This window comes from Burkholderia cenocepacia (assembly GCF_014211915.1).
In the GTDB taxonomy this organism is placed as follows: Bacteria; Pseudomonadota; Gammaproteobacteria; order Burkholderiales; family Burkholderiaceae; genus Burkholderia; species Burkholderia orbicola.
The window spans coordinates 1,051,078-1,073,719 of record NZ_CP060041.1 but is presented as its reverse complement, the minus strand read 5'-3'; the positions used below and the strand labels follow the sequence as shown (position 1 = coordinate 1,073,719).

Annotated in this window: 24 protein-coding genes; 7 read left to right on the top strand and 17 right to left on the bottom strand. The window is 68.4% G+C overall.

Features of this window, described 5'->3' with window-relative positions; translation table 11 throughout:
• Nucleotides 1-48 precede the first annotated feature (48 nt).
• The 3 genes from SY91_RS34050 to SY91_RS34040 form a co-directional block, all read right to left on the bottom strand.
• Nucleotides 49-975 carry a TauD/TfdA dioxygenase family protein gene (locus SY91_RS34050; protein WP_043887732.1) on the bottom strand — a complete coding sequence of 309 codons (927 nt, stop codon included), beginning with the start codon at nucleotides 973-975 and terminating at the stop codon, nucleotides 49-51.
• Between the two features lie 210 nt (nucleotides 976-1,185).
• Complete coding sequence (locus SY91_RS34045; protein WP_023476608.1) at nucleotides 1,186-2,193, bottom strand: SDR family oxidoreductase; 1,008 nt, start codon at nucleotides 2,191-2,193, stop codon at nucleotides 1,186-1,188.
• 72 nt (nucleotides 2,194-2,265) lie between these two features.
• Nucleotides 2,266-2,646 (bottom strand): hypothetical protein, encoded by a 381-nt coding sequence (locus SY91_RS34040; RefSeq protein ID WP_260632512.1) that lies wholly within the window; start codon nucleotides 2,644-2,646, stop codon nucleotides 2,266-2,268.
• 185 nt (nucleotides 2,647-2,831) lie between these two features.
• Between SY91_RS34040 and SY91_RS34035 the strand changes: the two genes are divergently transcribed.
• Nucleotides 2,832-2,978, top strand: a complete 147-nt coding sequence (locus SY91_RS34035) for a hypothetical protein (protein WP_023476607.1) — start codon at nucleotides 2,832-2,834, stop codon at nucleotides 2,976-2,978.
• 78 nt (nucleotides 2,979-3,056) lie between these two features.
• On the opposite strand, the gene SY91_RS34030 is transcribed toward SY91_RS34035, so the two are convergent.
• The 4 genes from SY91_RS34030 to SY91_RS34015 all read right to left on the bottom strand — a co-directional run bounded on the left by SY91_RS34030 (nucleotide 3,057) and on the right by SY91_RS34015 (nucleotide 4,764).
• Nucleotides 3,057-3,221 carry a zinc ribbon-containing protein gene (locus SY91_RS34030; RefSeq protein ID WP_023476606.1) on the bottom strand — a complete coding sequence of 55 codons (165 nt, stop codon included), beginning with the start codon at nucleotides 3,219-3,221 and terminating at the stop codon, nucleotides 3,057-3,059.
• A gap of 36 nt (nucleotides 3,222-3,257) precedes the next feature.
• The gene (locus SY91_RS34025) at nucleotides 3,258-3,551 is read right to left on the bottom strand and encodes a DUF2934 domain-containing protein (RefSeq protein WP_034175486.1); all 294 of its coding nucleotides are present in this window, start codon (nucleotides 3,549-3,551) and stop codon (nucleotides 3,258-3,260) included.
• Nucleotides 3,552-3,556: 5 nt separating this feature from the next.
• On the bottom strand, nucleotides 3,557-3,982 hold the full coding sequence (locus SY91_RS34020; protein WP_023476604.1) for a CBS domain-containing protein: 426 nt from the start codon (nucleotides 3,980-3,982) through the stop codon (nucleotides 3,557-3,559).
• 71 nt (nucleotides 3,983-4,053) lie between these two features.
• Nucleotides 4,054-4,764 carry an MgtC/SapB family protein gene (locus SY91_RS34015; protein ID WP_023476603.1) on the bottom strand — a complete coding sequence of 237 codons (711 nt, stop codon included), beginning with the start codon at nucleotides 4,762-4,764 and terminating at the stop codon, nucleotides 4,054-4,056.
• A gap of 506 nt (nucleotides 4,765-5,270) precedes the next feature.
• Between SY91_RS34015 and SY91_RS34010 the strand changes: the two genes are divergently transcribed.
• A complete protein-coding gene (locus SY91_RS34010; RefSeq protein WP_011545460.1) occupies nucleotides 5,271-5,555 on the top strand; it encodes a multiprotein-bridging factor 1 family protein in 285 nt (94 codons plus the stop codon).
• Nucleotides 5,545-6,846, top strand: coding sequence for a HipA domain-containing protein (locus SY91_RS34005; protein WP_023476601.1), 1,302 nt, complete (start codon nucleotides 5,545-5,547; stop codon nucleotides 6,844-6,846). The genes SY91_RS34010 and SY91_RS34005 overlap by 11 nt, the downstream gene beginning before the upstream one ends.
• A gap of 69 nt (nucleotides 6,847-6,915) precedes the next feature.
• On the opposite strand, the gene SY91_RS34000 is transcribed toward SY91_RS34005, so the two are convergent.
• A complete protein-coding gene (locus SY91_RS34000) occupies nucleotides 6,916-7,881 on the bottom strand; it encodes an SDR family NAD(P)-dependent oxidoreductase (protein WP_023476600.1) in 966 nt (321 codons plus the stop codon).
• Between the two features lie 139 nt (nucleotides 7,882-8,020).
• Here SY91_RS34000 and SY91_RS33995 point away from each other — a divergent pair, with 139 nt between their 5' ends.
• Nucleotides 8,021-8,941 carry an AraC family transcriptional regulator gene (locus tag SY91_RS33995; RefSeq protein ID WP_023476599.1) on the top strand — a complete coding sequence of 307 codons (921 nt, stop codon included), beginning with the start codon at nucleotides 8,021-8,023 and terminating at the stop codon, nucleotides 8,939-8,941.
• Nucleotides 8,942-9,084: 143 nt separating this feature from the next.
• On the opposite strand, the gene SY91_RS33990 is transcribed toward SY91_RS33995, so the two are convergent.
• The 9 genes from SY91_RS33990 to SY91_RS33950 all read right to left on the bottom strand — a co-directional run bounded on the left by SY91_RS33990 (nucleotide 9,085) and on the right by SY91_RS33950 (nucleotide 18,834).
• Nucleotides 9,085-9,615 (bottom strand): OsmC family protein, encoded by a 531-nt coding sequence (locus tag SY91_RS33990; RefSeq protein WP_023476598.1) that lies wholly within the window; start codon nucleotides 9,613-9,615, stop codon nucleotides 9,085-9,087.
• A 60-nt stretch (nucleotides 9,616-9,675) separates the two neighbouring features.
• Nucleotides 9,676-10,746, bottom strand: coding sequence for a substrate-binding domain-containing protein (locus SY91_RS33985; RefSeq protein WP_006481279.1), 1,071 nt, complete (start codon nucleotides 10,744-10,746; stop codon nucleotides 9,676-9,678).
• Between the two features lie 167 nt (nucleotides 10,747-10,913).
• On the bottom strand, nucleotides 10,914-11,972 hold the full coding sequence (locus SY91_RS33980) for an ABC transporter permease (RefSeq protein ID WP_043887729.1): 1,059 nt from the start codon (nucleotides 11,970-11,972) through the stop codon (nucleotides 10,914-10,916).
• Nucleotides 11,969-13,531 carry a sugar ABC transporter ATP-binding protein gene (locus SY91_RS33975; protein ID WP_185921491.1) on the bottom strand — a complete coding sequence of 521 codons (1,563 nt, stop codon included), beginning with the start codon at nucleotides 13,529-13,531 and terminating at the stop codon, nucleotides 11,969-11,971. The genes SY91_RS33980 and SY91_RS33975 overlap by 4 nt, the downstream gene beginning before the upstream one ends.
• A 102-nt stretch (nucleotides 13,532-13,633) precedes the next feature.
• Nucleotides 13,634-15,016 (bottom strand): LLM class flavin-dependent oxidoreductase, encoded by a 1,383-nt coding sequence (locus SY91_RS33970; protein WP_043887726.1) that lies wholly within the window; start codon nucleotides 15,014-15,016, stop codon nucleotides 13,634-13,636.
• A 26-nt stretch (nucleotides 15,017-15,042) separates the two neighbouring features.
• Nucleotides 15,043-15,810, bottom strand: a complete 768-nt coding sequence (locus SY91_RS33965) for an ABC transporter permease (protein WP_023476592.1) — start codon at nucleotides 15,808-15,810, stop codon at nucleotides 15,043-15,045.
• The gene (locus tag SY91_RS33960) at nucleotides 15,807-16,541 is read right to left on the bottom strand and encodes an ABC transporter permease (protein ID WP_023476591.1); all 735 of its coding nucleotides are present in this window, start codon (nucleotides 16,539-16,541) and stop codon (nucleotides 15,807-15,809) included. The genes SY91_RS33965 and SY91_RS33960 overlap by 4 nt, the downstream gene beginning before the upstream one ends.
• Before the next feature lie 4 nt (nucleotides 16,542-16,545).
• Nucleotides 16,546-17,349 (bottom strand): transporter substrate-binding domain-containing protein, encoded by an 804-nt coding sequence (locus SY91_RS33955; protein ID WP_034175607.1) that lies wholly within the window; start codon nucleotides 17,347-17,349, stop codon nucleotides 16,546-16,548.
• A 177-nt stretch (nucleotides 17,350-17,526) separates the two neighbouring features.
• Complete coding sequence (locus tag SY91_RS33950) at nucleotides 17,527-18,834, bottom strand: NtaA/DmoA family FMN-dependent monooxygenase (protein ID WP_043887724.1); 1,308 nt, start codon at nucleotides 18,832-18,834, stop codon at nucleotides 17,527-17,529.
• 332 nt (nucleotides 18,835-19,166) lie between these two features.
• On the opposite strand from SY91_RS33950, the gene SY91_RS33945 reads away from it, so the two are divergent.
• The 3 genes from SY91_RS33945 to SY91_RS33935 all read left to right on the top strand — a co-directional run bounded on the left by SY91_RS33945 (nucleotide 19,167) and on the right by SY91_RS33935 (nucleotide 22,615).
• Complete coding sequence (locus SY91_RS33945) at nucleotides 19,167-20,336, top strand: MsnO8 family LLM class oxidoreductase (RefSeq protein WP_023476589.1); 1,170 nt, start codon at nucleotides 19,167-19,169, stop codon at nucleotides 20,334-20,336.
• On the top strand, nucleotides 20,333-20,908 hold the full coding sequence (locus tag SY91_RS33940) for a GNAT family N-acetyltransferase (protein ID WP_023476588.1): 576 nt from the start codon (nucleotides 20,333-20,335) through the stop codon (nucleotides 20,906-20,908). Before SY91_RS33945 ends, SY91_RS33940 begins: the two co-directional genes overlap by 4 nt.
• Nucleotides 20,909-20,974: 66 nt before the next feature.
• Nucleotides 20,975-22,615 carry an ABC transporter substrate-binding protein gene (locus tag SY91_RS33935; RefSeq protein WP_023476587.1) on the top strand — a complete coding sequence of 547 codons (1,641 nt, stop codon included), beginning with the start codon at nucleotides 20,975-20,977 and terminating at the stop codon, nucleotides 22,613-22,615.
• The last annotated feature ends 27 nt before the right edge of the window (nucleotides 22,616-22,642 follow it).

Below are 22,642 nucleotides of genomic sequence, written 5' to 3'. Positions count from 1 at the left end.
CGGAACTCCGGTCAGGAAGAAGCAGAAATGAATGACGCGGCGCGCGGCTCAGAACGGCGCGTCGCCTTCGATCGTCGTGCGGTACAGCTTGCGGCGCAGATGGTCGGGCGTGCCGGCGGCGAGATGCATCAGCGAACGGTTGTCCCAGAACACCAGATCGTGGTCGCGCCATGCGTGCCGATACAGGTGCTCGGCGCGCACGCTGTGCGCAAACAGTTCGTCGAGCAGCGCGCGGCTTTCGTCGTCGGGCAGCCCGACGATACGCGTCGTGAAATGCTCGCTGACGAACAGCGCCTTGCGGCCGGTTTCCGGATGGGTGCGCACGATCGGATGCACGACCGCCGCGACCTGCGCGATCTGCTCGGGCGACAGGTTCGGCCGCCACGGGCTGCGCGCCTGCAGTTCCGCATAGCGCGCGAGATACGTATGTTCTGCGCGCCGCCCTTCGACCGCGCGGCGCAGGTGCGCGGGCAGCGTGTCCCACGCGAGATGCATGTTCGCGAACAGCGTGTCGCCGCCTTCCGCCGGCAGCTCCTGTGCGTGCAGCAGCGAGCCGAGGCTCGGTTTTTCCTTGTACGACAGGTCGGAGTGCCAGAAATGGCCGGCGTCGCCGAGCCCGACCGGTTTGCCGTTCTCGACGATGTTCGACACGATCAGCACTTCCGGGTGGCCGGCCAGCGCGAACTGGTGCAGCACGTGAATCTGCAGCGGGCCGAAGCGGCGGCTGAACGCGATGTGCTCGTCCGGCGTGATGCGCTGGTCGCGAAACACCAGCACGTGGTGATCGAGATGCGCGCGATGGATGCGCGCGAAATCGTCGGCGCCAAGCGGTTGCGACAGGTTCAGGCCGATCACCTCGGCGCCGAGCGGCGCGTCGAACGGCACGATGTCGAAATGCTGCGCCGCGCCGTCCGGCCGCAAGGCGGGAGGCCCGGCGGAAAGCGTTGCGGCGTCGCGGATGGCGGTAGTCGTCACGGCACGGCCCCTGATTCGGTCAAAACGCGAATCTACGAGGCCGTGCCGGCATGCGTCAACGAAGCGATTCGGATACGTTTATCTGCTGCGGTGATAAAGATCGCTGCTCGCGCATACGGCGCCGATTTGGGGGGCGGAATCGCCCAGGCGGTGTCGATGAACGGTGGCTCCGGCCGCATACAGCCGCGTCGGCCTGCACCGCGCTGCCGACTAAGGCTGCCCCGCCCCACCCGACGCGCCATAGATCTGCCCGGTCACGTAGCTCGAACGCGACGAAAGCAGTTCGACGTAGATCGACGCGATCTCGGCCGGTTGCCCCGGCCGCCCCATCGGCACCTGTTCGCCGAACGTTTCCACGTTGTGCGTGGTCTGCCCGCCGCTGACCTGCAACGGCGTCCAGAACGGCCCCGGCGCGACGCCGTTGACGCGGATGCCGCGCTTGACCATCTGCTTCGCGAGCCCCTTCGTGAAATTCGCGATCGCCGCTTTCGTCATCGCGTAGTCCAGCAGGTTCGCCGACGGGTCGTACGCATTGACCGACGTCGTGTTGACGATCGCCGAACCGGGCGGCATGTGTGGAATGGCGGCCCGCGTGATCCAGAACATCGCGTAAAGGTTGGTGCGCAGCGTCCAGTCGAACTGCTCGGTGCTGATGTCGAGGATCGATTCGTGGCTCTGCTGGCGACCCGCGTTGTTCACCAGAATGTCCAGCCCGCCGAGCGCGGCGACCGCCCGTTCGACGAGGCCGTTGCACGCGTCTTCGCTGCGAATGTCGACCGGCAGCGGCACCGCCTTGCGTCCCGAGCCGCGGATCAGGTCCACGACTTCGCGCGCATCGGGCTCCTCGTCGGGCAGATAGACGATCGCGACGTCCGCGCCTTCTCGGGCACAGGCAATCGCCACCGCGCGGCCGATGCCCGAGTCGCCGCCGGTGATCAGCGCCTTGCGGCCGTCGAGCCGGCCGCTGCCGCGATAACTGCGCTCGCCGTGATCGGGGCGCGGCGTCATGCGGCCCGCGAGGCCCGGCCAGGGCTGCTGCTGTTGCGGAAACGGCGCATGCGGATAAAGCGTGCGCGGATCGCGCGGCGCCGTATCGCCGGCGTCGGGCGCGCCGCCGCCCGTCTGCGCGAGCGTCGGCAGGGCGACGCTGGCGACCAGTCCGGCCGTCGTGCCTTGCACCCATTTGCGGCGCGATTCGGAAACTTCGTCTGATGACATGATGGACTCCGGTGCGTGGAGGGCGGAACGGAACGACGCGTGACGATTCGGCCGGCGCCCCGCTCCGGTGCGCTACAGCGGCCGCGGCCGGTTGCCCGAATCGTCGGGCGCATCGTGCTCGTCCGGCCACGGCTTGCCGGCCGGATCGTGCGCCTCGGTCTGGCGCGGGTCGTCCGGCACCACCTTGCGCGCCTGATCGTCGGGAATCGAATCGAGCTCGCCGCCGCCGGGCGCATGGCCGGGGCGCGCGGTCGATTCGCCGCCACGGGTCGGGTTGCGCCGCTCGGGCGTGTCGGCCGTCTCGTGCGCCGCGTCGGGCGACGCGGGGCCTGTCGTTGACTGTCCTGGGTCATGAATTTCTCCCTGTCCGGATGGGGACTGCGTTGCGCCGCACCGCGCCTCAATGGGCAGTGCCGCGGCCCGCAACGCTTCAAGCAAACGACATGCCGTCATCGGGCAGCCCCGCCTCACCGCGAGCGAATGAATCCGCTAAAGAAATTACAAGCGGTGCGTCATCCGGCGCAGCCTGCGCAACGCGAGTGGCAGCGCCGATACGAAACGCAACGCGGCACGCCGGATGCTCGAAAGCGACATGCCGGCTGCGCGCCGGCGCCCTGTCGACACCGAGGAGGACGATCATGAGCGCGACGCACACGACAAACGCGACACCGAACGACGACGAGATGACCGACACGCCGGATATTCCGCCGCCCGAGCCCGACGACGGGCGCCACGACGACCTGCCCGACTTGCCGGACCCGACCGAAGTGGGCGAGGACGGTTAGCCGATCGCGTCGCCGCAGTGCGTGCTGCGGCCCGATCGCGCACGTCGCGCCGTACGATGCGACGTGCGCCGGCCGCCCCTACTGCTTGTTGCCCGGCTCGCGCGTACGCTCGCCGTACGTGCCGTTACCGCAATGCGGGCACTTCGGGATCGGGTGTCCCGCCTGCACGTGCGTCGACCGATGGCATTTCTCGCATCGAAAGTCACCGGTCTTTTCCGCCTTTTCTCCTGCGTGCGCCGTCATCTTCGTCCTCCTTGCCGGCTCGCCGCGCACCGCGTTTCACCGCGTGCGCCGCCTTTCGTGCGCGACCTCGTCGGTCGGTATGGCATCGGTGTCCTGCAGCGGCTCGCCCGGAATGCGCCGCTTCGCGGACTGATCGGCCGGCACTTCTTCTGTCTGCCCGGCGGGCTCGTCCACTGCGATGCTGCCCTCGGCGTCGAGTTGCTGCTCGGCACGCTGCCAGTATTCGTCGGCCCTGCCGTCCGGCGCGCCGTCCGCCTGCCACAGCCGGTACGCGCGCTCGCGGATCTGCGTTTCCCTGTCTTCGTTCATGTCGTTCTCCGTGTCTGCCATGGCGATCACCGATCCGGGCGCGACGGCGCCGACACCGCGCCGAGCGTCGACGACATCGCGCCATCCGCGGCGCTCGCCAGATCACCCAGCGCGACGATGCCGACCAGCCGCTTCTGCCGGTCGACCACCGGCACGCGGCGGATCTGCGCGTCCTCCATCTTCTTTTGCACCACCGAAATGTCGTCGTCCTCGTAACACCAGTTCGCGGGCCCGCTGACGACACCTTCGACCGCCTCGTCCGGCGGCACGCCCATCGACACCGCACGCACGACGATGTCGCGGTCCGTCAGCATGCCGATCAGGCGCGTGCCGTCGCATACGGGCAGCGCACCGACGTTCAGGTCGCTCATCAACCGGGCCGCCTCGCGCAGGCTCTGCGTCGGGCCGATGGTCGCGGCGTCGCGTGTCATTACTTCCGATACACATGTCATGTTTCGCTCCTTGATCAACCGCCCACGGCGGCTTGCTGCACGAGCATCGCGCGTTCCGGCCGTCGGGCCGGTCAGTTCTCCGTCGAGCAGCGGACCGACGTCAGGCCGGCCGATTCGACGATCCGCATCAGTTGCTGCAGCATCACGTCGGCGCCGATCGCTTCGCGCCACTGCACGAACAGTTCTTCCTCGCGCACCGCCCGGGCGGCCGTTTCGCAAAAGCTTTTCGTCCGGCAGGTGAAACCCGCATCGCGCAGCTTCGCGGCCAGTTGCTCGCGCGCAGCCGAGCCCAGCGGATATTCGACCGTGACCAGGGCGGTCCTGACACCCCGCAAGCGTCGCTCGACGAACCGCAGCGGCCAGACGACCAGCAGCGCGAGCGCCAGCCCGAGCACGCCGAGCGACAACTGGCCGCCGCCGCTGCACAGCCCGATGACCGTCACGAACCATAGCGTCGCGGCCGTGGTGACGCCCGACACGAGGCCGTCGCGATGCAGGATCGCGCCGCCGCCGATGAAGCCCATCCCGGTCAGGATGCCGAGCGGCAGCCGCATCAGGTCGAGCACCGAGAACGCGCCCTCCGGTTTGCCCGCCTGCAGCAGCAGCGCATTGACCTGCAGCATCGACAGGCATGCGGCGAGACAGACGAGGATCGTCGTGCGCAGGCCGGCCGTCTTGCCGGATTCGCTGCGGTCGACGCCGATCAGCCCGCCCGCGACCAGCGCCAGCGCGATCCTGGCGAGCACGTCGTGCCACTGCAGTACGACCGGCATCGGTTCCATACGCCCTCCCGCGCAAATCGTCATGTGTCATGTGTCGGGGCGCGAACGCCGCCGACGACGCTTGCCGGCCGCAAGGATCGGGCCTGCTTTCCGGGTGCGACGGCGCGTGTAGCGTGTCGGGGGAAATTGTAGAAAGAGGCGTTCCGCGGACAGCGTGCCGCGGTGGCGAAAGGTTCGGGCCGAATCTGTTCGCGAACGATCGAGGATCGTCGCTCGGCGCGTGGAACGGCCGCGGACTGACTGCCGAGGCGGACATCCAGCGGGCGCCGTCGTCGGCGCGGCCGGGGGCGCGTGCAAAGGTGCCACGGTCTCCGCCTTCTCCGTATCCGACCGGATACGGACATCGTCACAGCATGCCTTTCTCGGCGATCCGTTCCCGATCGGGAACGAAATAAAGATGCAGCTGGCGGGTTCCGCCGTTCGTTCCCGTACGAATACGAATTGCTGCCGAATCCGATGAGGTATGCAATACTGTTCCCGATCAGATACGAAGCACGGAGAACGTCATGTCGGAGTCCCAATCCGTCGACACGATCGGCGCGCTCGCCCACTTCATTCGCGCCGCGCGAATCCAGCAGGGGTTCACCCGGGACGAACTCGCGAACGCGACCGGGCTGTCGCCGAAATTCATCAGCCAGGTGGAAGCCGGCAAGCCAACCGCGCAAATTGGCAAGGTCATGCTGCTGCTGGGCGAACTGGGCGTGCGGCTGTATGCCGAGTCGTCGATCGAGATCTCCGAAGCCACCGCGCTGAAGGCCGCGCAACGCCGCAGGAGCAGCCATGGCGGCTAGAACGCTGATCGCATCCGCGAACGGCGTGCGCATGGGCACGCTGACAGACGACAAGGGGATCTGGTCGTTCGCGTACGACCCGCAATGGCTCGCGTCACCCGTCGCATATCCGCTGTCGCCGGCGTTTCCGCTGCGCGCGGGCGTGTTCACCGACACATCGACCGATCGCCCGGTCCAGTGGTTCTTCGACAACCTGCTGCCCGAGGAGGGCATGCGCACGTCGCTCGCGCGCGAGGCGAAGGTCGATGCGGCCGACGCGTGGGGCCTGCTCGCATACTTCGGCCGCGAATCGGCCGGCGCGCTGACGCTGCTGGCCGATGGCGAGCAGGAAACGCCCGGCGGCCTGCAGCCGCTGTCGCTCGACGAACTCGAGCGCCGGATCCTGGCGATGCCCGAGCGCGCGCTGACCGCCACCGCGCCCAAGCGCATGTCGGCGGCCGGCGCGCAGCAGAAGCTGCTGCTGGTGTTGCGCGGCGATGCGCCCGACTACGCGCTGTTCGAGCCGGTCGGCAGCGAACCGTCGATGCACCTGCTCAAACCCGACATGCGCGCGGCCGGCTATCCGCATTCGGCGATCAACGAGTTCTTCTGCATGCAGCTCGCGAAGAAGATGGGGCTCGACGTGCCGGACGTGCATTTCCTGCGCGCGCCGTCCGCCTGCTACGTGATCGACCGGTTCGACCGCGACATCGCGTCCGAACCGGCCGGGCGCGTGCATACGATCGACGCGATGCAGTTGCTCAACTACGACCGCGGTTTCAAGTACCAGCGGGCGAATGCGCAGGAGCTCGCCCGCGCGATCGACCGCACCAGCACGCGCGCACTGACACGCCTGTCGGTGTTCCGCTGGACTGTGTTCAACGTGGTGGTCGGCAATGCCGACGCGCACCTGAAGAACCTGTCGTTCTTCGTCGACGCGCGCGGCTACCGGCTCGCGCCGTTCTACGACATCGTCAGCACGGTCGTGTATCACACGCCGACGCACCGGCCCGACCATCGCGGCGATCACTGGCCGCACTGCGAGCTGACGATGCCGCTCGGGCATGCGACGCGGGCCGATATCGACGCGAATGCGCTGGTCGCGTTCGGTCAGGCGCTCGGGCTCAGGGAGAAAGCGGCCGCCAGTGAACTGCAGCGCTTTCTCGAGCCGCTCGATCGTCACGTCGAGCAGACGCTCGATGAAGTGCGAAACATCGCGCATCCGGACGCCGGGGAAATGCGGTTGCTGAATTCAATCGTCGCGATGCCGATCGCGGAGATGGGGCGCGCGCTGCGGCAGGCGCGCGGCTAGCTTGCCGCGCGCGAGTATCGAACCGCCGCCGATACCCGCGCGGCGCCCGGCCTGGCGAATGCCTGGGCGTCAGCCCCGCGCCGCAAACGCATCGACGCCCGTCGCCGCCGCGGACCACGCCCACAGCCGCGCCGCGTCCTCCGGATCGATCGCATGCGGCCGCACGCCCGATTCCTCGTCGCCGAGCGTCACCGTCGCGACATCGCAATCCTCGCAATAGACGCCGCCGAGATCGGCCAGACGCGGCGACGTCGCCGCCCATACCTGGGTTGCCGCTCCCTGCGCGGGCGTCTTGAACGTCGGATCGATCGGCACGCCGTGTTCGTCGACCCAGCCCTGCGCCATCATTTCCTCGCGCGTCAAATGACGCTGCAGCGGCGTCGCGATCTTGCCCGGATGCAGCGAATACGCGCGAACGCCGAACGGCGCACCGAGCACGTCGAGCTGTACCGCGAACAACGCATTGGCGGTTTTCGACTGCCCGTACGCGAGCCATTTGTCGTAACCACGCGCGAAATCGATATCGTCCCAGCGGATCGGCGACAGCCGGTGCCCGAGCGACGACACCGCCACCACGCGGGCGCCGCCGCCATGCGCGAGCACGGGCCACAGCCGGTTGACGAGCGCGTAGTGACCGAGGTGATTGACGGCCAGCTGCGCTTCCCGACCGTCGCCCAAGCGAGTCTCCGGGCACGCCATGATGCCCGCGCTGTTGATGACGATATGCACGTGGCGTCCCGCATCGACGAACCGCGCGGCGAATGCGGCCACGCTCGCGGCGTCGGCAAGTTCGAGCGCCGCGATCTCCACGCCGGCGATGTCGTGCGTCGCCTCGCGCGCGGCCGCGACGCTCCGTGCGCCGACGACGACGTGCGCACCGGCCTGCGCCAGCGCCCGCGTGGTTTCGACGCCGAGACCCGAATGGCCGCCGGTGACGACCGCGGTCTTGCCGTGCAGGTCGAGGCCGGCCAGGACGTCGCTCGCCGTCGAGGCGGCGTCGAATCCGGAATGAAGGGGATGCTGCCTGCTCGTCATCGAAAGCTCCAGAAACGGTGCGCGAAGTACGCAGCCGCCCATCGGCCGCGTCACTGCACGAACGCATTCTCCAGCGGCGCATCCGGACTGTGAATGCAATAGAATCCGGTTTTTCGTCGAGATCGTCCGGGGAATGCGCGTGGACCCGCTATCGGAAGTGCTGTCGCTGCTGGAAACGCGCGACTCGTTTTTCACCGGCCTGCGCGCCGGCGGCCCGTGGGCGGTCGACCTTCCCCCGCCCGACGGAATCAAGTTCAACGCGGTGGTCGAAGGCAGCTGCTGGCTGACCGTCGACGGTGCGGGGCCGCCCGTTCGGCTGCGCACGGGAGACTGCTTCCTGCTCGCCGCGCCACGGGCATTTTCGCTGGCGAGCGATCCGTCGGTCGCGCCGGTGCCTGCGGCCGACGTGTACCGGCATCTCGAACGCGGTGTCGCGCACTACGGCGAGCCGGCCGACTGCTTTCTGATCGGCGGCCGCTTCGCGTACGAGGAACGCATGCCGCTGCTGCTCGGCAGCCTGCCACCCGTGGTGATCGTGAGCGGCGATTCCGAACCGGCGGCGGTGCTGCGCTGGTCGCTGCAGCAGCTCGCACGGGAATTCGGCGCGTCGTCGCCGGGCGGGTCGCTGATGGTTCGACATCTCGGACACATGATGCTGGTGCAGATCCTGCGGCGCTACGTGGACGCCGGCGCGAACGGCGATGTCGGGTGGCTGGCCGGGTTCGCGGATGCGCGGGTCAGCGCGGCGCTGGCCGCGATTCACGCGGCACCCGAGCGGCGCTGGACCGTCGACGCGCTGGCGGCCTGCTGCCACGTGTCGCGTTCGACGTTCGCGCTGCATTTCAAGCGGCGGCTGGGGTTCGGGCCACTCGAATACGTGCTGAGGTGGCGGATACAGCTGGCGATGCGCGAACTGCGCCGCTCGAATGCGTCGATCTCGGCGATCGCGCAGCGGCTCGGCTACGACTCGGATAGCGCGTTCGGCCATGCGTTCAAGCGCATCGTGGGCTGCTCGCCGCGCGCCTATCGTCATGACGTGACGAAGGAACCGGGAAACTAGCGTCGTGACCGCCCTCCTCGGGCGCGCGATGGTGCGAATCCGTCAACGCCACGCTTTCGCATCACGACCATCGGGATAAGTATTCTTATCACAATGGATCGATTTCAATTCAAAACTCGACCGTGCGACAACGCGTCGGCGCATCACCCGCTGGTATGCCGCAATTCCCCGTCGATGTGCTGCGGCAGCCGCAGCAGGTTGAAGATCGGGCACACCTCCTCGACCGCCTGATGCAATGCACGAATGGCATCCGCCGGCTCCGGCGACACGATGTCCAGCGTATAGCGAAGGTTGTGCGGGAATACCGGCACATGCTCGAACCCCGGCTGCTGCGCGAGCGGATGCTGGTCGCCGGTGACTTCGACTTCGATCGCGTCGATCTTCAGCCCCCGTTCCGCGGCCTGGATCAACGTGATGTGCGTGAGGCAACTGCCGAGCACGCCGAGCTGCAACTCCGGCGATGCGGGCCCGAGGTTGTAGCCCGCGAAATCGGGCGGGCTGTCGCTGATCACCTGGAAATCGCGAATCCGGATCTCGCGCACGCCGCTGCGGCCAAGCGCGCGCACGGTCGCCTTCAGCGGCGTCGCCTTGAAATCGGGATCGTTGCGGGCGGCCTGCTGCTTCGCGTGCCACGCATCGCGCTTTTGCGCGAGATAGTCGTTCAGGGTCGTCATGGTCGAGTCATGGGTAGGCGGCACGCAGGCGACCGATCGGTTCGCTGCATGCCAGCGCGATCAGTCGAGCGCCGGAATCCACGCGGCCGTCGCCGCGTCGCTCGCGCGGAACGCCGGAAACTTCGCGCCGAGCTCGGCCACGGTACGAATGTCGTTCTTCACGAGGTCGTCGCGCGTGATCAGCGTCGGCTTGACCGCGATGCGCGCGCCCGGATTTTGCCCGGCGACCAGCAACGCCGCGGCCCGCACCGACACCGCGCCGACGACCGCCGGATTGGTCGCGGCCGTCGCGACCCACGCGCTGTTCGGCGCGCGGATGGCCGCGATGTCGGCCGTGGACACGTCCGCGCTGTAGATGCGGATTTTCGACGACAGCCGGGCCTCGTCGGCCGCGAGCTTCGCGCCGCGCGCGAACTCGTCGTACGGCGCGAACACGACGCGAATGTCCGGATTCGCACGGTACGCAGCGGCCGCCTGGTTCGCGACCGACTGCGCGATCGGATTGTCGACGGTGCCCCAGCGCGCCTTTTCCTGCACCTTCGGGTGCGCGCGCTTGAAATCGCGCCACGCGGCGTCGCGGCGATCGAGCGGCGCGAATCCGGCCACATACACGTACCCGGCCGAGAACGCGTCGCCGTTGTCCTTCACGGCCTGATCGAGCAGCAGGTTCGCGAGGTCGCGATCGTTCTGCTCGATCTGCGGCACCTTCGGATTGGCGAGATCGACGTCGAACGCGACGACCTTGATGCCTTTGTCGAGCGCGCGCTGAACGACGTCCTTCAGCGATTCCGGCAAGCCGTGATTGACGATGATCGCGGACACGCCGATGCTGATCGCCTGCTGAATCTGCTCGCGCTGCTCGGCCGCGTCCTGCCGGCCTTCGTAGATGCGCAGATCGATGCCGAGCGCGCGTGCCTGCTTCTGCGCGCCGGCTTCGTAGGCCTGGAAGAAATCGCCGGTCGACAGGTAGTTGACGAGCGCGATCTTCACGCCGCCCTTGTCGAACGGCGCGGGCGCGCCCTTGAGCGGGCCGGCGTGTGCCGCGGGCACACCGAGCGCGAGCGCGGCGCCCAATACGAGTGCACCGAGTTTCGGTTCGAGGCGCGACTTTCGGCGAAGCAACGAGCGCATGACGTGTCTGTCTCCGTACAGGACGATATCGACTCAATCTATCAGCACGGCACACGAACTCAAACCGACCGATTCGGCAATCGATATTACTTTGGATGACAAACGGTTCAGGCCGCCGATTCTCCGCACTCTTCCGTGCCAGCGCGACCGCCAGGCGACCTCACCCGTCACGCCCGGGCATCCGCCCGGCGACCGATGCCGAACGTAAACGCGAGGGCCAGCACGAGCAGCACGCCCTTGATGAAGTCCTGCATATAGTAGGGAGCGTTCAGCATCGTGAGCCCGTTGAGCAGCACGCCGACGAACACCGCGCCGACGACCGTGCCGAACACGTTGGGCCGCTTCGCGCCCCACACCGCGTAACCGATCAGCGCGGCGGCCACCGCGTCGAGCAGCAGCGAGTGTCCCGCACTCACGTCGCCGCGGCCGACCCGCGCGGCGATCAGCACGCCGCCCAACGATGCGATCGCGCCCGACACGACATACGCGGCGATACGGTAGCGCGCGGCCGGCGCGCCGGCCAACCGCGCAGCCGTTTCGTTGCCGCCGATCGCATAGATCACGCGGCCCCAGCGCGTCGCTTCCATCGTGACGCAGGCCAGCACCGTCACCGCCGCGAGCAGCAGCACCGGCAGCGGTACGACGTCGAACACGCGCAGCCGGCCGAGCGCAAGGAACGCGTCGGGGAACACGCCCGTCGCGTCCGTGCCGTCGGGCAGCACGGAGCCGGTCGCGAGCGAGCGGCCGCCGGTCGGGATCAACTGCAGGCCGGCCAGCAGGAACAGCGTGCCGAGCGTCGCGAGCTGGTCGGGCACGCGCAGCCGCGTGATCAGCAAGCCATTGAACAAGCCGGCGGCCACGCCGAGCACGACGCAGGCGAACATGGCCGCCCATGTGCTGCCGTGCCAGACGACCAGCACGTAGCTCGCGGCCATCTGCGCGGTCGCGGCCACGCTGCCGACCGACAGGTCGAAACCGCCGGCCGCGAGCGTGACCGTCACGCCGATGCCGAGCAACGCGACGATCGACACCGCCTGGAGGATGCTGAACAGATTGTCGAGGTTCAGGAACGCGGGTTCCTTGAGCGCGAACACGACCACGAGGACGGCCAGCACGAGCAGGATGCCTGTCCGCTCGAGCGCATCACGGATGCGCGCCGGCCCGGGGCGCGACGACCGTTCGACGGATGCTGCTTGACGTACAGCGGAAGAAGTCACGGGTTTCATGAGCAGGCACCCACGATGGAAGAAGTCGGAGGCAGGCCATCGAGCGTCGCGCGATCGAACCGCACGATACGATCGGCGATCTCGGCGGCTTCCTCGAGATCGCTGACGAATACGATCGTCGCGCGCTCATGCGCATGACGCCGCAGCGTATCGACGATATCGGCGCGCGCGCCCGCATCGATGCCCTGGAACGGTTCATCGAGCAGCAACAGCCGCGCCGGCTCGGCGTGCCAGCGCGCGAGCACGACCTTCTGCTGGTTGCCGCCGGACAGGTGCGCGACGCGATCGTCCGGCCCCTCGCAACGAATCCCGAACCGCGCGATCGCCACGGCGGCCGCCGTGCGTTCGCGCGCTCGACGCACCGCGCCACTCGCGAACCAGCGCGACAGGAACGGAAAGCCGATGGTGCCCGCGATCGACGCGAACGGGACGCTGTCGGGAAACAGCGACGTGCGCCAGCGATCCTCGCCGGCCAGGAATACGCCGGCGCGAATCGCATCGGCCGGTGAACGTGGCCGCCACGGCCGGCCGTCGAGCGTCATCTCGCCGGCGGCCGCCCGCACCGCGCCGAAGATCGTCCGCGCGAAGCGCGACTTGCCGCCGCCGACCGGGCCCGCGATCGCGACGATCTCGCCGCGCCGGACATCGAGGTCGAACGGCGTGCTGGTCGGCGTCAACCGGATCTGCCGCACGCTGAAGCCTGATCCGGGCCCGGATTCGGCCGGTGCGACCCGCTCCGACGCCACCGCACGCGTACGCGGCAACGGCCGGCCGATCATCGTTTCCACCGCAGCGTCGAAATCGATCGGCGCGGCCAGATCCGCGACGATCCGGCCATCGCGGACGATCGCCGCGCGATCCGCGATACGACGCAAGTCGCCGAGCCGATGCGACACCAGCAGGATGGCGACGCCATCGCGGCGCAACGCATCCACCAGCTCGAACAGTCGATCGGCCTCCGCCGCCGACAGGCTGGCGGTCGGCTCGTCGAGGATCAGCAACGACGGCTGGCCGGCCAGCGCACGGGCCAGAGTCACGCGCTGCTGATCGGCCAGCGACAGCGTGGCGAGCGGCGCCGCCAGATCGACGTCGAGCCCGACCCGCGCGGCGAACGAACGCGCCGCGGCACGCCGCGCGGCTGGCGGCGCGCGCCATGGCGAGGCCGGGTCGCACAGCCGGTCCAGCAGCAGGTTGTCGGCGATCGACAGCGTCGGCACGACGGCGTCAGCCACCGACTGGTACACGGTCGCGACGCTGAGCCGCTTGGCCACGTGCGGCGACGCCGGCCGATACGGTTCGCCGCGCAGCGTCAGCGTGCCGCCGTCCGCTTGCAGCGCGCCGCTCAGGATCTTGACGAAAGTCGACTTGCCCGCGCCGTTCGCGCCCATCAGCGCGACGACTTCGCCGGCGCCGATCGACAGGTCGAGCGCCGCCAGCGCGACGGTCGCGTCGAAGCGTTTCGCGATGCCCGCGGCGCTCAGGACGGGCGGCAATGCCGATCGATGGGGTCGAGCTTCGCGCCGCGTCGCCTCCATGGTTTCGTTCGTCGCGCTATTCATGCCGGAAGATTCCGGTCGGCACGATGCAGTTGCGGCAGGAACAGTATGTCATCGATCATGTCACGCCACTCCGATGAAAGTCGTTCGGCATTGATCGGTTGGTCAGCCCGCTTCCGGCACGGGAAACCGGAACGACGCGCCATAAGCCGTGTCCGGCAGGCGATCGCGGCCGCCCAGCCGTGAACGGAAGGTACCGCTCGCCGGCGTCGTCCGGTACAGGCCGCGCTTCTTCAGTTCCGGCACGATCAGTTCGGCGAAATCGTCGAGCGTGCCCGGGCTGATCAGCGGATTGAGCATGTAGCCGCTCGTCGTCGACTGCCGCGCATGCTCGGCAAGCTGGTCCGCGACTTCGTCCGGCGCGCCGACGAGGATCAGGTCCGTGCCGCGCGTGACGCTCGCGAACTTGCGCCGCACGTCGCCGGCGGTGAGCGGCTTGCCGCTGCCGTCCGGCCGCATCACGTAGGACGTCAGGCCTTCCGTCTGCGTCGTCAGCGGTTCGTCGTCCGCATAGCGGTCGATGTCGATGCCGGTGTCGCCCGCATAGCTGACGAGTTGCGCGTGCTGGTGATAGTGCTGCTGCAGCGAGTGATACTTCTCCTTCGCGTCGCTCGACGAGCGCGCCGTCACGATCCGCAGCACCGTCAGCGACTTCACGTCGTCCGCCGCGCGGCCGCGTTCGGCCGCGAGCCGCCGAATCTCGTCGAGGCCCGCGCGAATCTCGTGCGGATTCGATTTCGCGACGAACACCACCTCCGCGTGCTTCGCCGCGAACGCGCGCCCGCGCCCCGACCAGCCGGCCTGGATCAGCACGGGCGAGCGCTGCGGCGACGGCGCGCACACGTGCGGCCCCTGCACGCGATAGTACGCGCCTTCGTGCGCGATCGGCCGCACGCGGTCGCCACGCGCATAGCGCGGCGCGTGCTTGTCGGCGACGACCGCGTCGTCCGCCCAGCTTCCTTCCCACAGCTTGTACACGACGTCGAGAAATTCCTCGGCGCGTGCGTAGCGTTCGTCATGGCCGATCATCTGGTCGAGCCCGAAGTTGCGCGCCGCGCTCGTCAGGTAGGACGTCACGATGTTCCAGCCGATCCGGCCGTTGCTCAGGTGATCGAGCGTGCTGAAGCGGCGCGCGAGCGCGAACGGATGCTCGTAGGTCGTGCTCGCCGTCACCCCGAACGCGAGCCGTTCGGTCTGGGCGACGAGCGCCGGAATCAGCATCATCGGATCGTTCGCGGGCGCCTCGACCGCCCACTGCACCGCCGCGTCGGCCGACCCGCCATAGACGTCGTACAGGCCGAGCACGTCCGCGAAGAACAGCATGTCGAGCTCGGCCTGCTCGGCCGTGCGCGCGAGGTTCGACCAGAACGCAAGGGTATTCGCGCGCAGCCGCTCGTCGGCCGGATGAGTCCACAGGCTCGGCGCGCCGCCGCAGCCGACGCTGGCTTGTTCATACAGGGAAAACAGCAAGGGGCGAGGATCGGACATCGTCGAAATCGGTACCAAGGCAGGAATCAGTTGGGTGCCGCCCACGCGCCCGACGACGCGCGGCGGCGCCGGGCAGGCACGCGTTCGTCGGGCTGGCGCGTCAGGTAGCGATTGATGCGCTGCTCGAGACGGGCGGCAGGAATGGTCAGCAACGCGACCAGCACGACATAGACGATCGCCGCACCGGCCAGCGGTTCGTACACGCGCAACGTCTCGAAGCGCAGCGTATTGGCCGTGCCCATCACGTCGAACACGGTCACGGTCGACGCGAGGACGGTCGATTTCAGCAGCAGGATGGCCTCGCCGGTGAGCGCGGGCAGCGCAAGCCGCCACGCACGCGGGCCGACGATGCGGCGCAGCACCTGCAGGCGCGTCATCCCGTATGCGTGGCCGGCCTCGATCTCGCCGGCCGGCACGCCGGCGATCGCGCCGCGCAGGATCGTCGCGACGTACGCGCTCTCGTTCACGCTCAGCGCGACGATCGCGTACCAGAACGCGTCGCGCAGCAGCGGCGACGCCCAGCTGTCGCGCATCCATTCGCGCGGGACGATCTGCCCGAATCCGTAGTACAGCAGATAAAGCTGAACCAGGAGCGGCGTGCCGCGGATCAGCATCAGCCAGCCGCGCGCGGACCAGCGCAGCGGCGTATGGCGCGCACCGGCGGCAAGCGCGAGCGGCACGCCCAGCAGCACGCTGGCCGCACCCGATACGAGCGTCAGCGCGAGCGTCGTCGGCACCGCGGCGAGCAGCTTCGGCATCACCGTGTCGAGCAGGAACGGCAGCGAGAAGATCATGTCGTCGCGCGCCTCGTGCCGCGGTTCGCATGCCGCTCGAGCACCGCGAAAATGCCGGTCGACGTGATGCTCAGCAGCAGGAACAGCGCGGCCGTGACCAGATAGAAGAATACGTAGTGCCGCGTCGCACCGGCCGCGAGCTGGCTCGCCTTCAGCAGATCCGTGAACGATCCGAGCACGCTGATGAACGACGCGTCCTTGGTCGCGTTCAGCCACACGTTGCCGACGCCCGGCAGCGCGAGCCGCGCCGCGGCCGGGAGCCGGATGCGCGTGAACGTCTGCCAGGGCGTCATCCCGTACGCGTGCGCGGCTTCGATCTGGCCGACCGGCACGTTGAGGAGCGCCGCGCGGAAGATGTCGGTGAGATACGCACCCTGGATGAAACCGAGCGACAGCGCGGCGACGACGAACGGGTCGAACGCGAAGTCGCCGGAGACGATGCCGCTGCCGCGCAGCGCGTTCTCGATGGCCGGTGCGACCGCGTAGAACGCGAGCAGCAGGCACAACAGCTCCGGCAGCGCGCGCACGAGCATCGTGTAGAGCCGCGCCAGCCACACGAGCGCCGCGTATCGCGACAGCTTGCCGAGCGCGCCTGCGATGCCGAGCAGCACGCCGGTGCAGAACGACGCGGCCGCGACGCCGAACGTCAGCACGAACGCGCCCGCGAACACGCGGCCATACCCGCCGTCGCCGAAGGCGAGCAACGCGAGCAGCGAATCGTCCGCGGCCATGCGCTCAACGACCCTTCTCGATCGTGCCCTTCAGGTTCGGATAGCGGGCGGTGATCGCATCCCACGTGCCGTCCCGCTGCAATTGCGCGATCGCGGTCGACAGCTTGCCGCGCAGCGCATCGCCACGGCGCACGCCCGCGCCGATGCCGAGGCCCAGCACCGGATTGTCCGCGCACGTGGCCTTGACCTCGAAGTCCTTGCCGTCGCGCGACGCAAGGAACGCAGTGAACAGCCCCTTGCCTTCCTGCACGTAGTCGACGCGGCCGGACACCAGATCCGCGAGCGCATTGTCGAACTTGTCGAACGCCTTGATCTGCGCGTCCTGCTTGAAGCGGGCATCGAGGAACGCCGAGAAGTTGGTGCCGGCCTCGACGCCGATCACGCTGCCCTTGAAGGTCGCGGGCACCGCGCAGTCGACGCGGCGCCGGTCGCTTTTCGCGCCGACGAACACCGTCGGCGATTCGTAATAAGCACGGCTGAAATCGATGGCTTTCTGCCGCTCGCCGGTGATCGTCATCGACGACCAGATCACGTCGATCTTGTGGTTCTGCAACGCCGGAATCAGGCCGTCCCACGCAATGTCGGTGAGCTCGCACCGTACGTTCAGCTTGCCGCACGCGGCATCGAGCACGTCGATTTCCCACCCCTTCCACTTGCCGCCGGCATCTTTCGAAAAGAACGGCGGGTACGACTCGGCGTCGATGCCGACGCGCAACGTCGGCTGGGCCGCATGGGAAATCGGCGCAAGGCCGAGCACGAACAGCGCGGCCGCGACACGGCGGACCCTGGAACGCATCAAACGATTCATGTGGCGCATTTCTGAAATAACGTCGGAACGACCGGCGTGGCAGCCGGCAGGAGGCGTGACTGTAATGCGCGCCGAAGCGTGTACCAAATGGTTATTTTTGCGATGGATATCTGATCGCGCGATATGCGCCGAACCGCGCACCGGCCAACGGCCTCGCCCGGTACGCGGGTCATCCGCTCACGCCGCCACGGCCTCGCGCCGCAACGCCGGCAGTTCCAGATTCGCGCGGAAATCGCCGCCCACATAGTCGGTATCGAGCAGATCGCGCCGCCGCAATTCGGGCAGCAAGCCGTTGAGCAGCAGGTCCTCCTGGTCCGGCTGGCCGAGCCCGTGCAGCGACAGCACGTCGACGAGCCCCGCGCGATAACGCGTCTCGATCGCGTCGGCGAGCTGCTCCGGCGTGCCGGCGACGAACCAGTGGCCGGTCTCCTGCGCGCGGATGATCAGCTCGCGCAGCATCAGCCGCTGGCGCGCGTAGCCGACGAAGATCGCCACGCGTCCGCGCCGACGGTGCACGCTGTCGATCGCCGGCAGCAGCGATGACGGCAACGGCTGGTCGAGCGGCAGGCCGCTCAGGTCGACGCCGCCGCCCAGCATGTCGGCGAGCTTCAACCTGCCCTGCTCGTAGTCGATGCGTTCATGCTTGTCGCGCAAGCGCCGCGCGACGTCGGCATCGGATTCGCCGATCACCGAATGAAACGAGTTCATCACGAGCGGCGGCCGGTCGCCGCGGCCGAATGCGGCCGCCTGCCGGTGCAGCTCGGCGACGAACAGGCGCGCATCGTCGAGCGTCGGCTGCGACGTGTAGACGACTTCCGCATACCGCGCGCCGAGCGCCACGCCGCTTGCCGACTGCCCCGCCTGGAACAGCACCGGCCGCCGTTGCGGCGACGGCGGCACGTTCAGCGGCCCTTGGACCTGGAAATGCGCGCCGCGATAGTCGATCGCGCCGAGCTTCAACGGATCGACCGAGATGCCGCCGCCCGGCCCGCGCCGCGTCGCGCGCGGATCGTTCGCGTCGAACAGCGCGTTGACGACTTCGACGAATTCGGCCGCGCGCGCATAACGCTGCTCCGGGTCGGGCAACGCGGCATCGCCGAAATTCTCCTCGCCGACCGACGACGTGACCGCGTTCCACGCGGCGCGGCCGCCGCTCACGTGATCGAGCGTGCCGATCAGCCGTGCGAGGTTGTATGGATGGTGATATGTCGTCGACACAGTCGCGACGAGCCCGATGGCCGATGTCGCCTGGCTCAGCGCCGCCAGCGCGACGATCGGCTCCTGGCTGCCGGTGGTCCCGGCGAGGCCCGCCGCATCGGCCTGCAACAGGTCGGCGGTAAAGAGGCCGGTGATCTTCTCGGCTTCCGCCTTGCGCGCGAGCGACGCCGCGCGCCGCACGCCCTGTGCGACATCCGCATCGCCGGGCGCGTAGAGCACGCTCGCCGCGCCGACGAGCGTCTTCAGCCGTCTGCGTGCGCCACTCATGACGCGGCTCCGGTCGCCGTGAGGGCCTTACGTCGTTCGCGTTGCTGGTTCATTCGCATTCCTCGTGATTCCGTTCGATCGGAGAATCGGAGCGTGCCCGCGAACAGCGCGACGGCGAGCGTACGCGCGTCGGATCGTCGGGCAGGCTCCACGCACGCGCCGCGAGGCGCGCAGCCAACGACCATAGCGCAAGCCCCCCGGGCGGCCGGAACGAATATTTTCGGCTTTCGATATTCTTCTTGATTGTTTGACCGTGCGAACGTCGACGCAAAATAATTCGGCATGCAAAATCCGTTGATCAGGCCGTTTCGACCCGCGCCGATCGCATCATCATGACGTTCGACGCCCTCCGTTCCCACTTCGATTTGTCCGCTTTGTCCGCGCTGCCGTTCCGCTTGAGCGTGCTCGACAAGAGCCCCGCCGCACCTGGAGAAACCGCCGCCGACGCACTGGCGCGCAGCGTATCGCTCGCACGCTTCGCCGATACGGCCGGCTATCACCGCTACTGGCTCGCCGAACATCACAACACCGCCGCGCTCGCGTGCCCGTCGCCGGAAATCCTGATCGCCCACGTGCTCGCGCATACGCGACGCATTCGGGTCGGATCGGGCGGCGTGATGCTGCAGCACTACAGTCCATACAAGATCGCGGAAAACTTCAACCTGCTCGCGTCGCTCGCGCCCGGTCGCGTCGATCTCGGCATCGGCAAGGCGCCGGGCGGCCTGCCGCTGTCGACGCGTGTGCTGCAGGCCGGCTACGATCCGGCGCGGCGCGCGTCGTTCGCCGATCTGGCCGACGAGTTGAATCGCCATCTCAAGGGTGACGATGCGACAGCCGATGCAGCCGGCCAGGATGGTGGCGCTACGCTGCATGCGACGCCACGCCCGCCCGAGCCCGCGCAACCGTTCCTGCTCGGCGCGAGCGCGGAAAGCGCCGCGCTCGCCGCGCGGCTCGGCTGGGCGTTCGTCTACGCGTCGCACCTGAATGCCTCCGCGACGGATCTGGAACGCACGTTCGACACTTATCGCCAGGCGTCGGGCGGCCGCACGCCGCTGCTGGCCGTCTCCGCGATCGTCGCCGACACCCGCGACGCGGCGGCGCAACTCGCGAGCGGACATCAGGGCTTTCGCGTGCAGGTGGGCGACACACCCGGCGTCAACGTCGGCAGCCTCGAACAGGCGCATGCATACATTCGTCAGGCCGGCGGCGGCCCGCACCGGATCGAGCCGCGCGAAACGCGGATCGTGCACGGCACGCGCGACGACGTGCTGCGCGAGTTCGACGCATTGCATCGTCGTCACGGGATTGCCGAATTCGTCGTCGACACGCCGGTCGCCGATGCCGCGCCGCGGATTGCGTCGCTGCGGTTGCTCGCCGGCGTCCCTGCCGACGACGATCACGACACCGCGGCGGCGCGCGACACGCTCGGCGGATCGAACGCGCGAGCCCCGCACGCGCGCACGACCACGCATCAACCGGACTTCGAAGGCACCGCGCCATGACCGATACGATCCGCATCGCCGGCGCGGACGACGTGCCGGCCGTCTACGCGTTGCTGCAGGACGCCTACGCGCCGCTCGCCGCGCAGGGCGTGCACTTCACGATCACGCGCTCGCCGATCGAACGCGTCGCGCAGACCGTCGCGCGCGAAACGACGTTCGTGCTCGAACACGCGACACCCGACGGCCGCACGACGCTCGCGGCCACGTTGACCGTGCGGTTTCCGTGGGTGTCCGGCGAACGCCATCGCACGCCCTATCCGTTCCTGCACTGGTTCGCGGTCGCCCCCGCGTTCAAGCGACAAGGATTCGGAAACGCACTGATCGCGCACGTCGAGACGCGGTTCCTGGCGTCGCAAATCAAGGCGCCTGCAACGTACCTCGCGACCGCGACCAACCATCCGTGGTTGCAGTCGTACTACGAGCGCGGTGGCTACCAGCCGTTCGACCGCTCGACGAACGCGCTCGGCACGCCGCTCGTCTGGCTGAGAAAAATCCTGATCCCGGATCTCTATCCGGCCCCGACAGCGGACGATACCGCCCGGGACCACGAGCGCATCCACGCGAACGCATGAAGTGACGTGCCGCGCGACTAAGCGAACCGCATCCACCGCTATCCACCTCGTAAAAGGCTTTCTCGCATGACATTCGCATTTCCGGATTCCGCGCTGCGCGCGTCGCGCCGCACCGTATCGGCTGCGCTGTTGCTCGCGCTCGCGCTGCCGCATGCGGCTTTCGCCCAGGGCGCGCCCGTCGCGGGCGGCACGCTGACCTGGGGCGTCGAAACCGAGCCCCGTACGCTGAACCCGCAACTGAACGGCCAGGACAAGGTCGAGCTGCTGCTGCGCAACGCGTACGAAAGCCTGCTCGCGCAGAAGCCCGACGGCAGCTACGTGCCGTGGCTCGCGACCGGCTACAAGATCTCCGCCGACGGCAAGACCTATACGTTCACGCTGCGCGACGGCGTGAAATTCACCGACGGCGCGCCGTTCGACGCGAAGGCCGTCGCCCGCAATTTCCTGAATGCGCGCGAATTGTCGTATGCGGCCGGCAGCCAGCTCGCGCGGCTGATCTCGCACGTCGCCGACGTCAAGACGCCGGACGAGCACACGGTCGTCATCACGCTCGACGCGCCGTATGCGCCGTTCCTGACGTTCGCCGGCCGGCTGCCGCTGCTGTCGCCGAACGCGTTCGACCGGCCCGGCCTGAAATCGGGCGGCCCCGACATCGCGGGCACCGGCCCGTTCATCCTGCGCCGCTACGTGAAGGGCCAGGAAATCGAGTTCGCGAAGAATCCCGACTATCGCTGGGCGCCGCCGACCGCCGGCCACCAGGGCCCCGCGTATCTCGACCGGGTCGTCTACCGGTTCCTGCCCGAATCGTCGGTCCGCACCGGCGCGCTGCTGTCCGGCCAGGTCGACGTGATCGAGGGCGTGTCCGGCAACGACGCCGCGCTGATCCGCAAGAACGCCGATTTCACCTACCGCCGCGCGCTCAACACCGGCACGCCGTACTCGCTGTTCCTGAACGTCGGCTACGGCCCGACGCAGGACGTGAAGGTGCGCCGCGCGCTGCTCGAAGGGCTCGACACGACCGGCATCGTGCAATCGATCTACCGCGGCGAGCGCACGCGCGCATGGGGCATCACGTCGCCGATCGATCCGTTCTACGACGCGTCGATCGAAAAGACCTACGGCAACAACCCGAAGCTCGCGAACCAGCTGCTCGACGAAGCCGGCTGGAGCGCACGCGACAGCGGCGGCTTCCGCACGAAGAACGGCGAGCGGCTGACGATCGCGGTCGTCCAGGCGCAGGCGACCGTGCGCGACCAGCGCGACGTGCTGCTGCAGGCGCTGCAGGCGCAAGCGCGGCAACGACTCGGCGTGGACCTGAAGATCCAGTACGTCGACGACGGCACGTACGTCGAGGCGCGCAAGAGCGGCAAGTTCGGCTCGATCGCGAACTCGAACACGCCGCCGGACGGTATCGATATCGAAGGCCACTACCTGCCCGTCGATCGCGGCGGCGCGCTGAACTACAGCCGTGCGGCGGCGCCCGAGCTGACGCGCTGGCTGCAGGCGGCCGCGCGCACGCAGAACGTCGCCGAGCGCAAGAAGCTGTACGGCGAGCTGCAGCACTTCGCGATCAACGAGCAGGCGTACGCGCTGCCGCTGTACGAGCCGGAAGACCAGATCGCCGCCGCGAAGGCGGTCCAGGGCCTGCGCTTCCGCTCGTTCGCGCAGATGCCCGAGAACCCGTACGACGTGTGGGTGAAGAAGTAAGCCGACGCTTGCCGGCCTGCTTCGCAT

Bases quoted from the DNA above. Each gene is read 5' to 3' on its own strand.
- SY91_RS34045 (WP_023476608.1), bottom strand. From the start codon at position 2,193: ATGTCATCAGACGAAGTTTCCGAATCGCGCCGCAAATGGGTGCAAGGC.
- SY91_RS34040 (WP_260632512.1), bottom strand. From the start codon at position 2,646: ATGACGGCATGTCGTTTGCTTGAAGCGTTGCGGGCCGCGGCACTGCCC.
- SY91_RS34035 (WP_023476607.1), top strand. From the start codon at position 2,832: ATGAGCGCGACGCACACGACAAACGCGACACCGAACGACGACGAGATG.
- SY91_RS34030 (WP_023476606.1), bottom strand. From the start codon at position 3,221: ATGACGGCGCACGCAGGAGAAAAGGCGGAAAAGACCGGTGACTTTCGA.
- SY91_RS34025 (WP_034175486.1), bottom strand. From the start codon at position 3,551: ATGGCAGACACGGAGAACGACATGAACGAAGACAGGGAAACGCAGATC.
- SY91_RS34020 (WP_023476604.1), bottom strand. From the start codon at position 3,982: ATGACATGTGTATCGGAAGTAATGACACGCGACGCCGCGACCATCGGC.
- SY91_RS34015 (WP_023476603.1), bottom strand. From the start codon at position 4,764: ATGGAACCGATGCCGGTCGTACTGCAGTGGCACGACGTGCTCGCCAGG.
- SY91_RS34010 (WP_011545460.1), top strand. From the start codon at position 5,271: ATGTCGGAGTCCCAATCCGTCGACACGATCGGCGCGCTCGCCCACTTC.
- SY91_RS34005 (WP_023476601.1), top strand. From the start codon at position 5,545: ATGGCGGCTAGAACGCTGATCGCATCCGCGAACGGCGTGCGCATGGGC.
- SY91_RS34000 (WP_023476600.1), bottom strand. From the start codon at position 7,881: ATGACGAGCAGGCAGCATCCCCTTCATTCCGGATTCGACGCCGCCTCG.
- SY91_RS33990 (WP_023476598.1), bottom strand. From the start codon at position 9,615: ATGACGACCCTGAACGACTATCTCGCGCAAAAGCGCGATGCGTGGCAC.
- SY91_RS33985 (WP_006481279.1), bottom strand. From the start codon at position 10,746: ATGCGCTCGTTGCTTCGCCGAAAGTCGCGCCTCGAACCGAAACTCGGT.
- SY91_RS33980 (WP_043887729.1), bottom strand. From the start codon at position 11,972: ATGAAACCCGTGACTTCTTCCGCTGTACGTCAAGCAGCATCCGTCGAA.
- SY91_RS33975 (WP_185921491.1), bottom strand. From the start codon at position 13,531: ATGAATAGCGCGACGAACGAAACCATGGAGGCGACGCGGCGCGAAGCT.
- SY91_RS33970 (WP_043887726.1), bottom strand. From the start codon at position 15,016: ATGTCCGATCCTCGCCCCTTGCTGTTTTCCCTGTATGAACAAGCCAGC.
- SY91_RS33965 (WP_023476592.1), bottom strand. From the start codon at position 15,810: ATGATCTTCTCGCTGCCGTTCCTGCTCGACACGGTGATGCCGAAGCTG.
- SY91_RS33960 (WP_023476591.1), bottom strand. From the start codon at position 16,541: ATGGCCGCGGACGATTCGCTGCTCGCGTTGCTCGCCTTCGGCGACGGC.
- SY91_RS33955 (WP_034175607.1), bottom strand. From the start codon at position 17,349: ATGAATCGTTTGATGCGTTCCAGGGTCCGCCGTGTCGCGGCCGCGCTG.
- SY91_RS33950 (WP_043887724.1), bottom strand. From the start codon at position 18,834: ATGAGTGGCGCACGCAGACGGCTGAAGACGCTCGTCGGCGCGGCGAGC.
- SY91_RS33945 (WP_023476589.1), top strand. From the start codon at position 19,167: ATGACGTTCGACGCCCTCCGTTCCCACTTCGATTTGTCCGCTTTGTCC.
- SY91_RS33940 (WP_023476588.1), top strand. From the start codon at position 20,333: ATGACCGATACGATCCGCATCGCCGGCGCGGACGACGTGCCGGCCGTC.
- SY91_RS33935 (WP_023476587.1), top strand. From the start codon at position 20,975: ATGACATTCGCATTTCCGGATTCCGCGCTGCGCGCGTCGCGCCGCACC.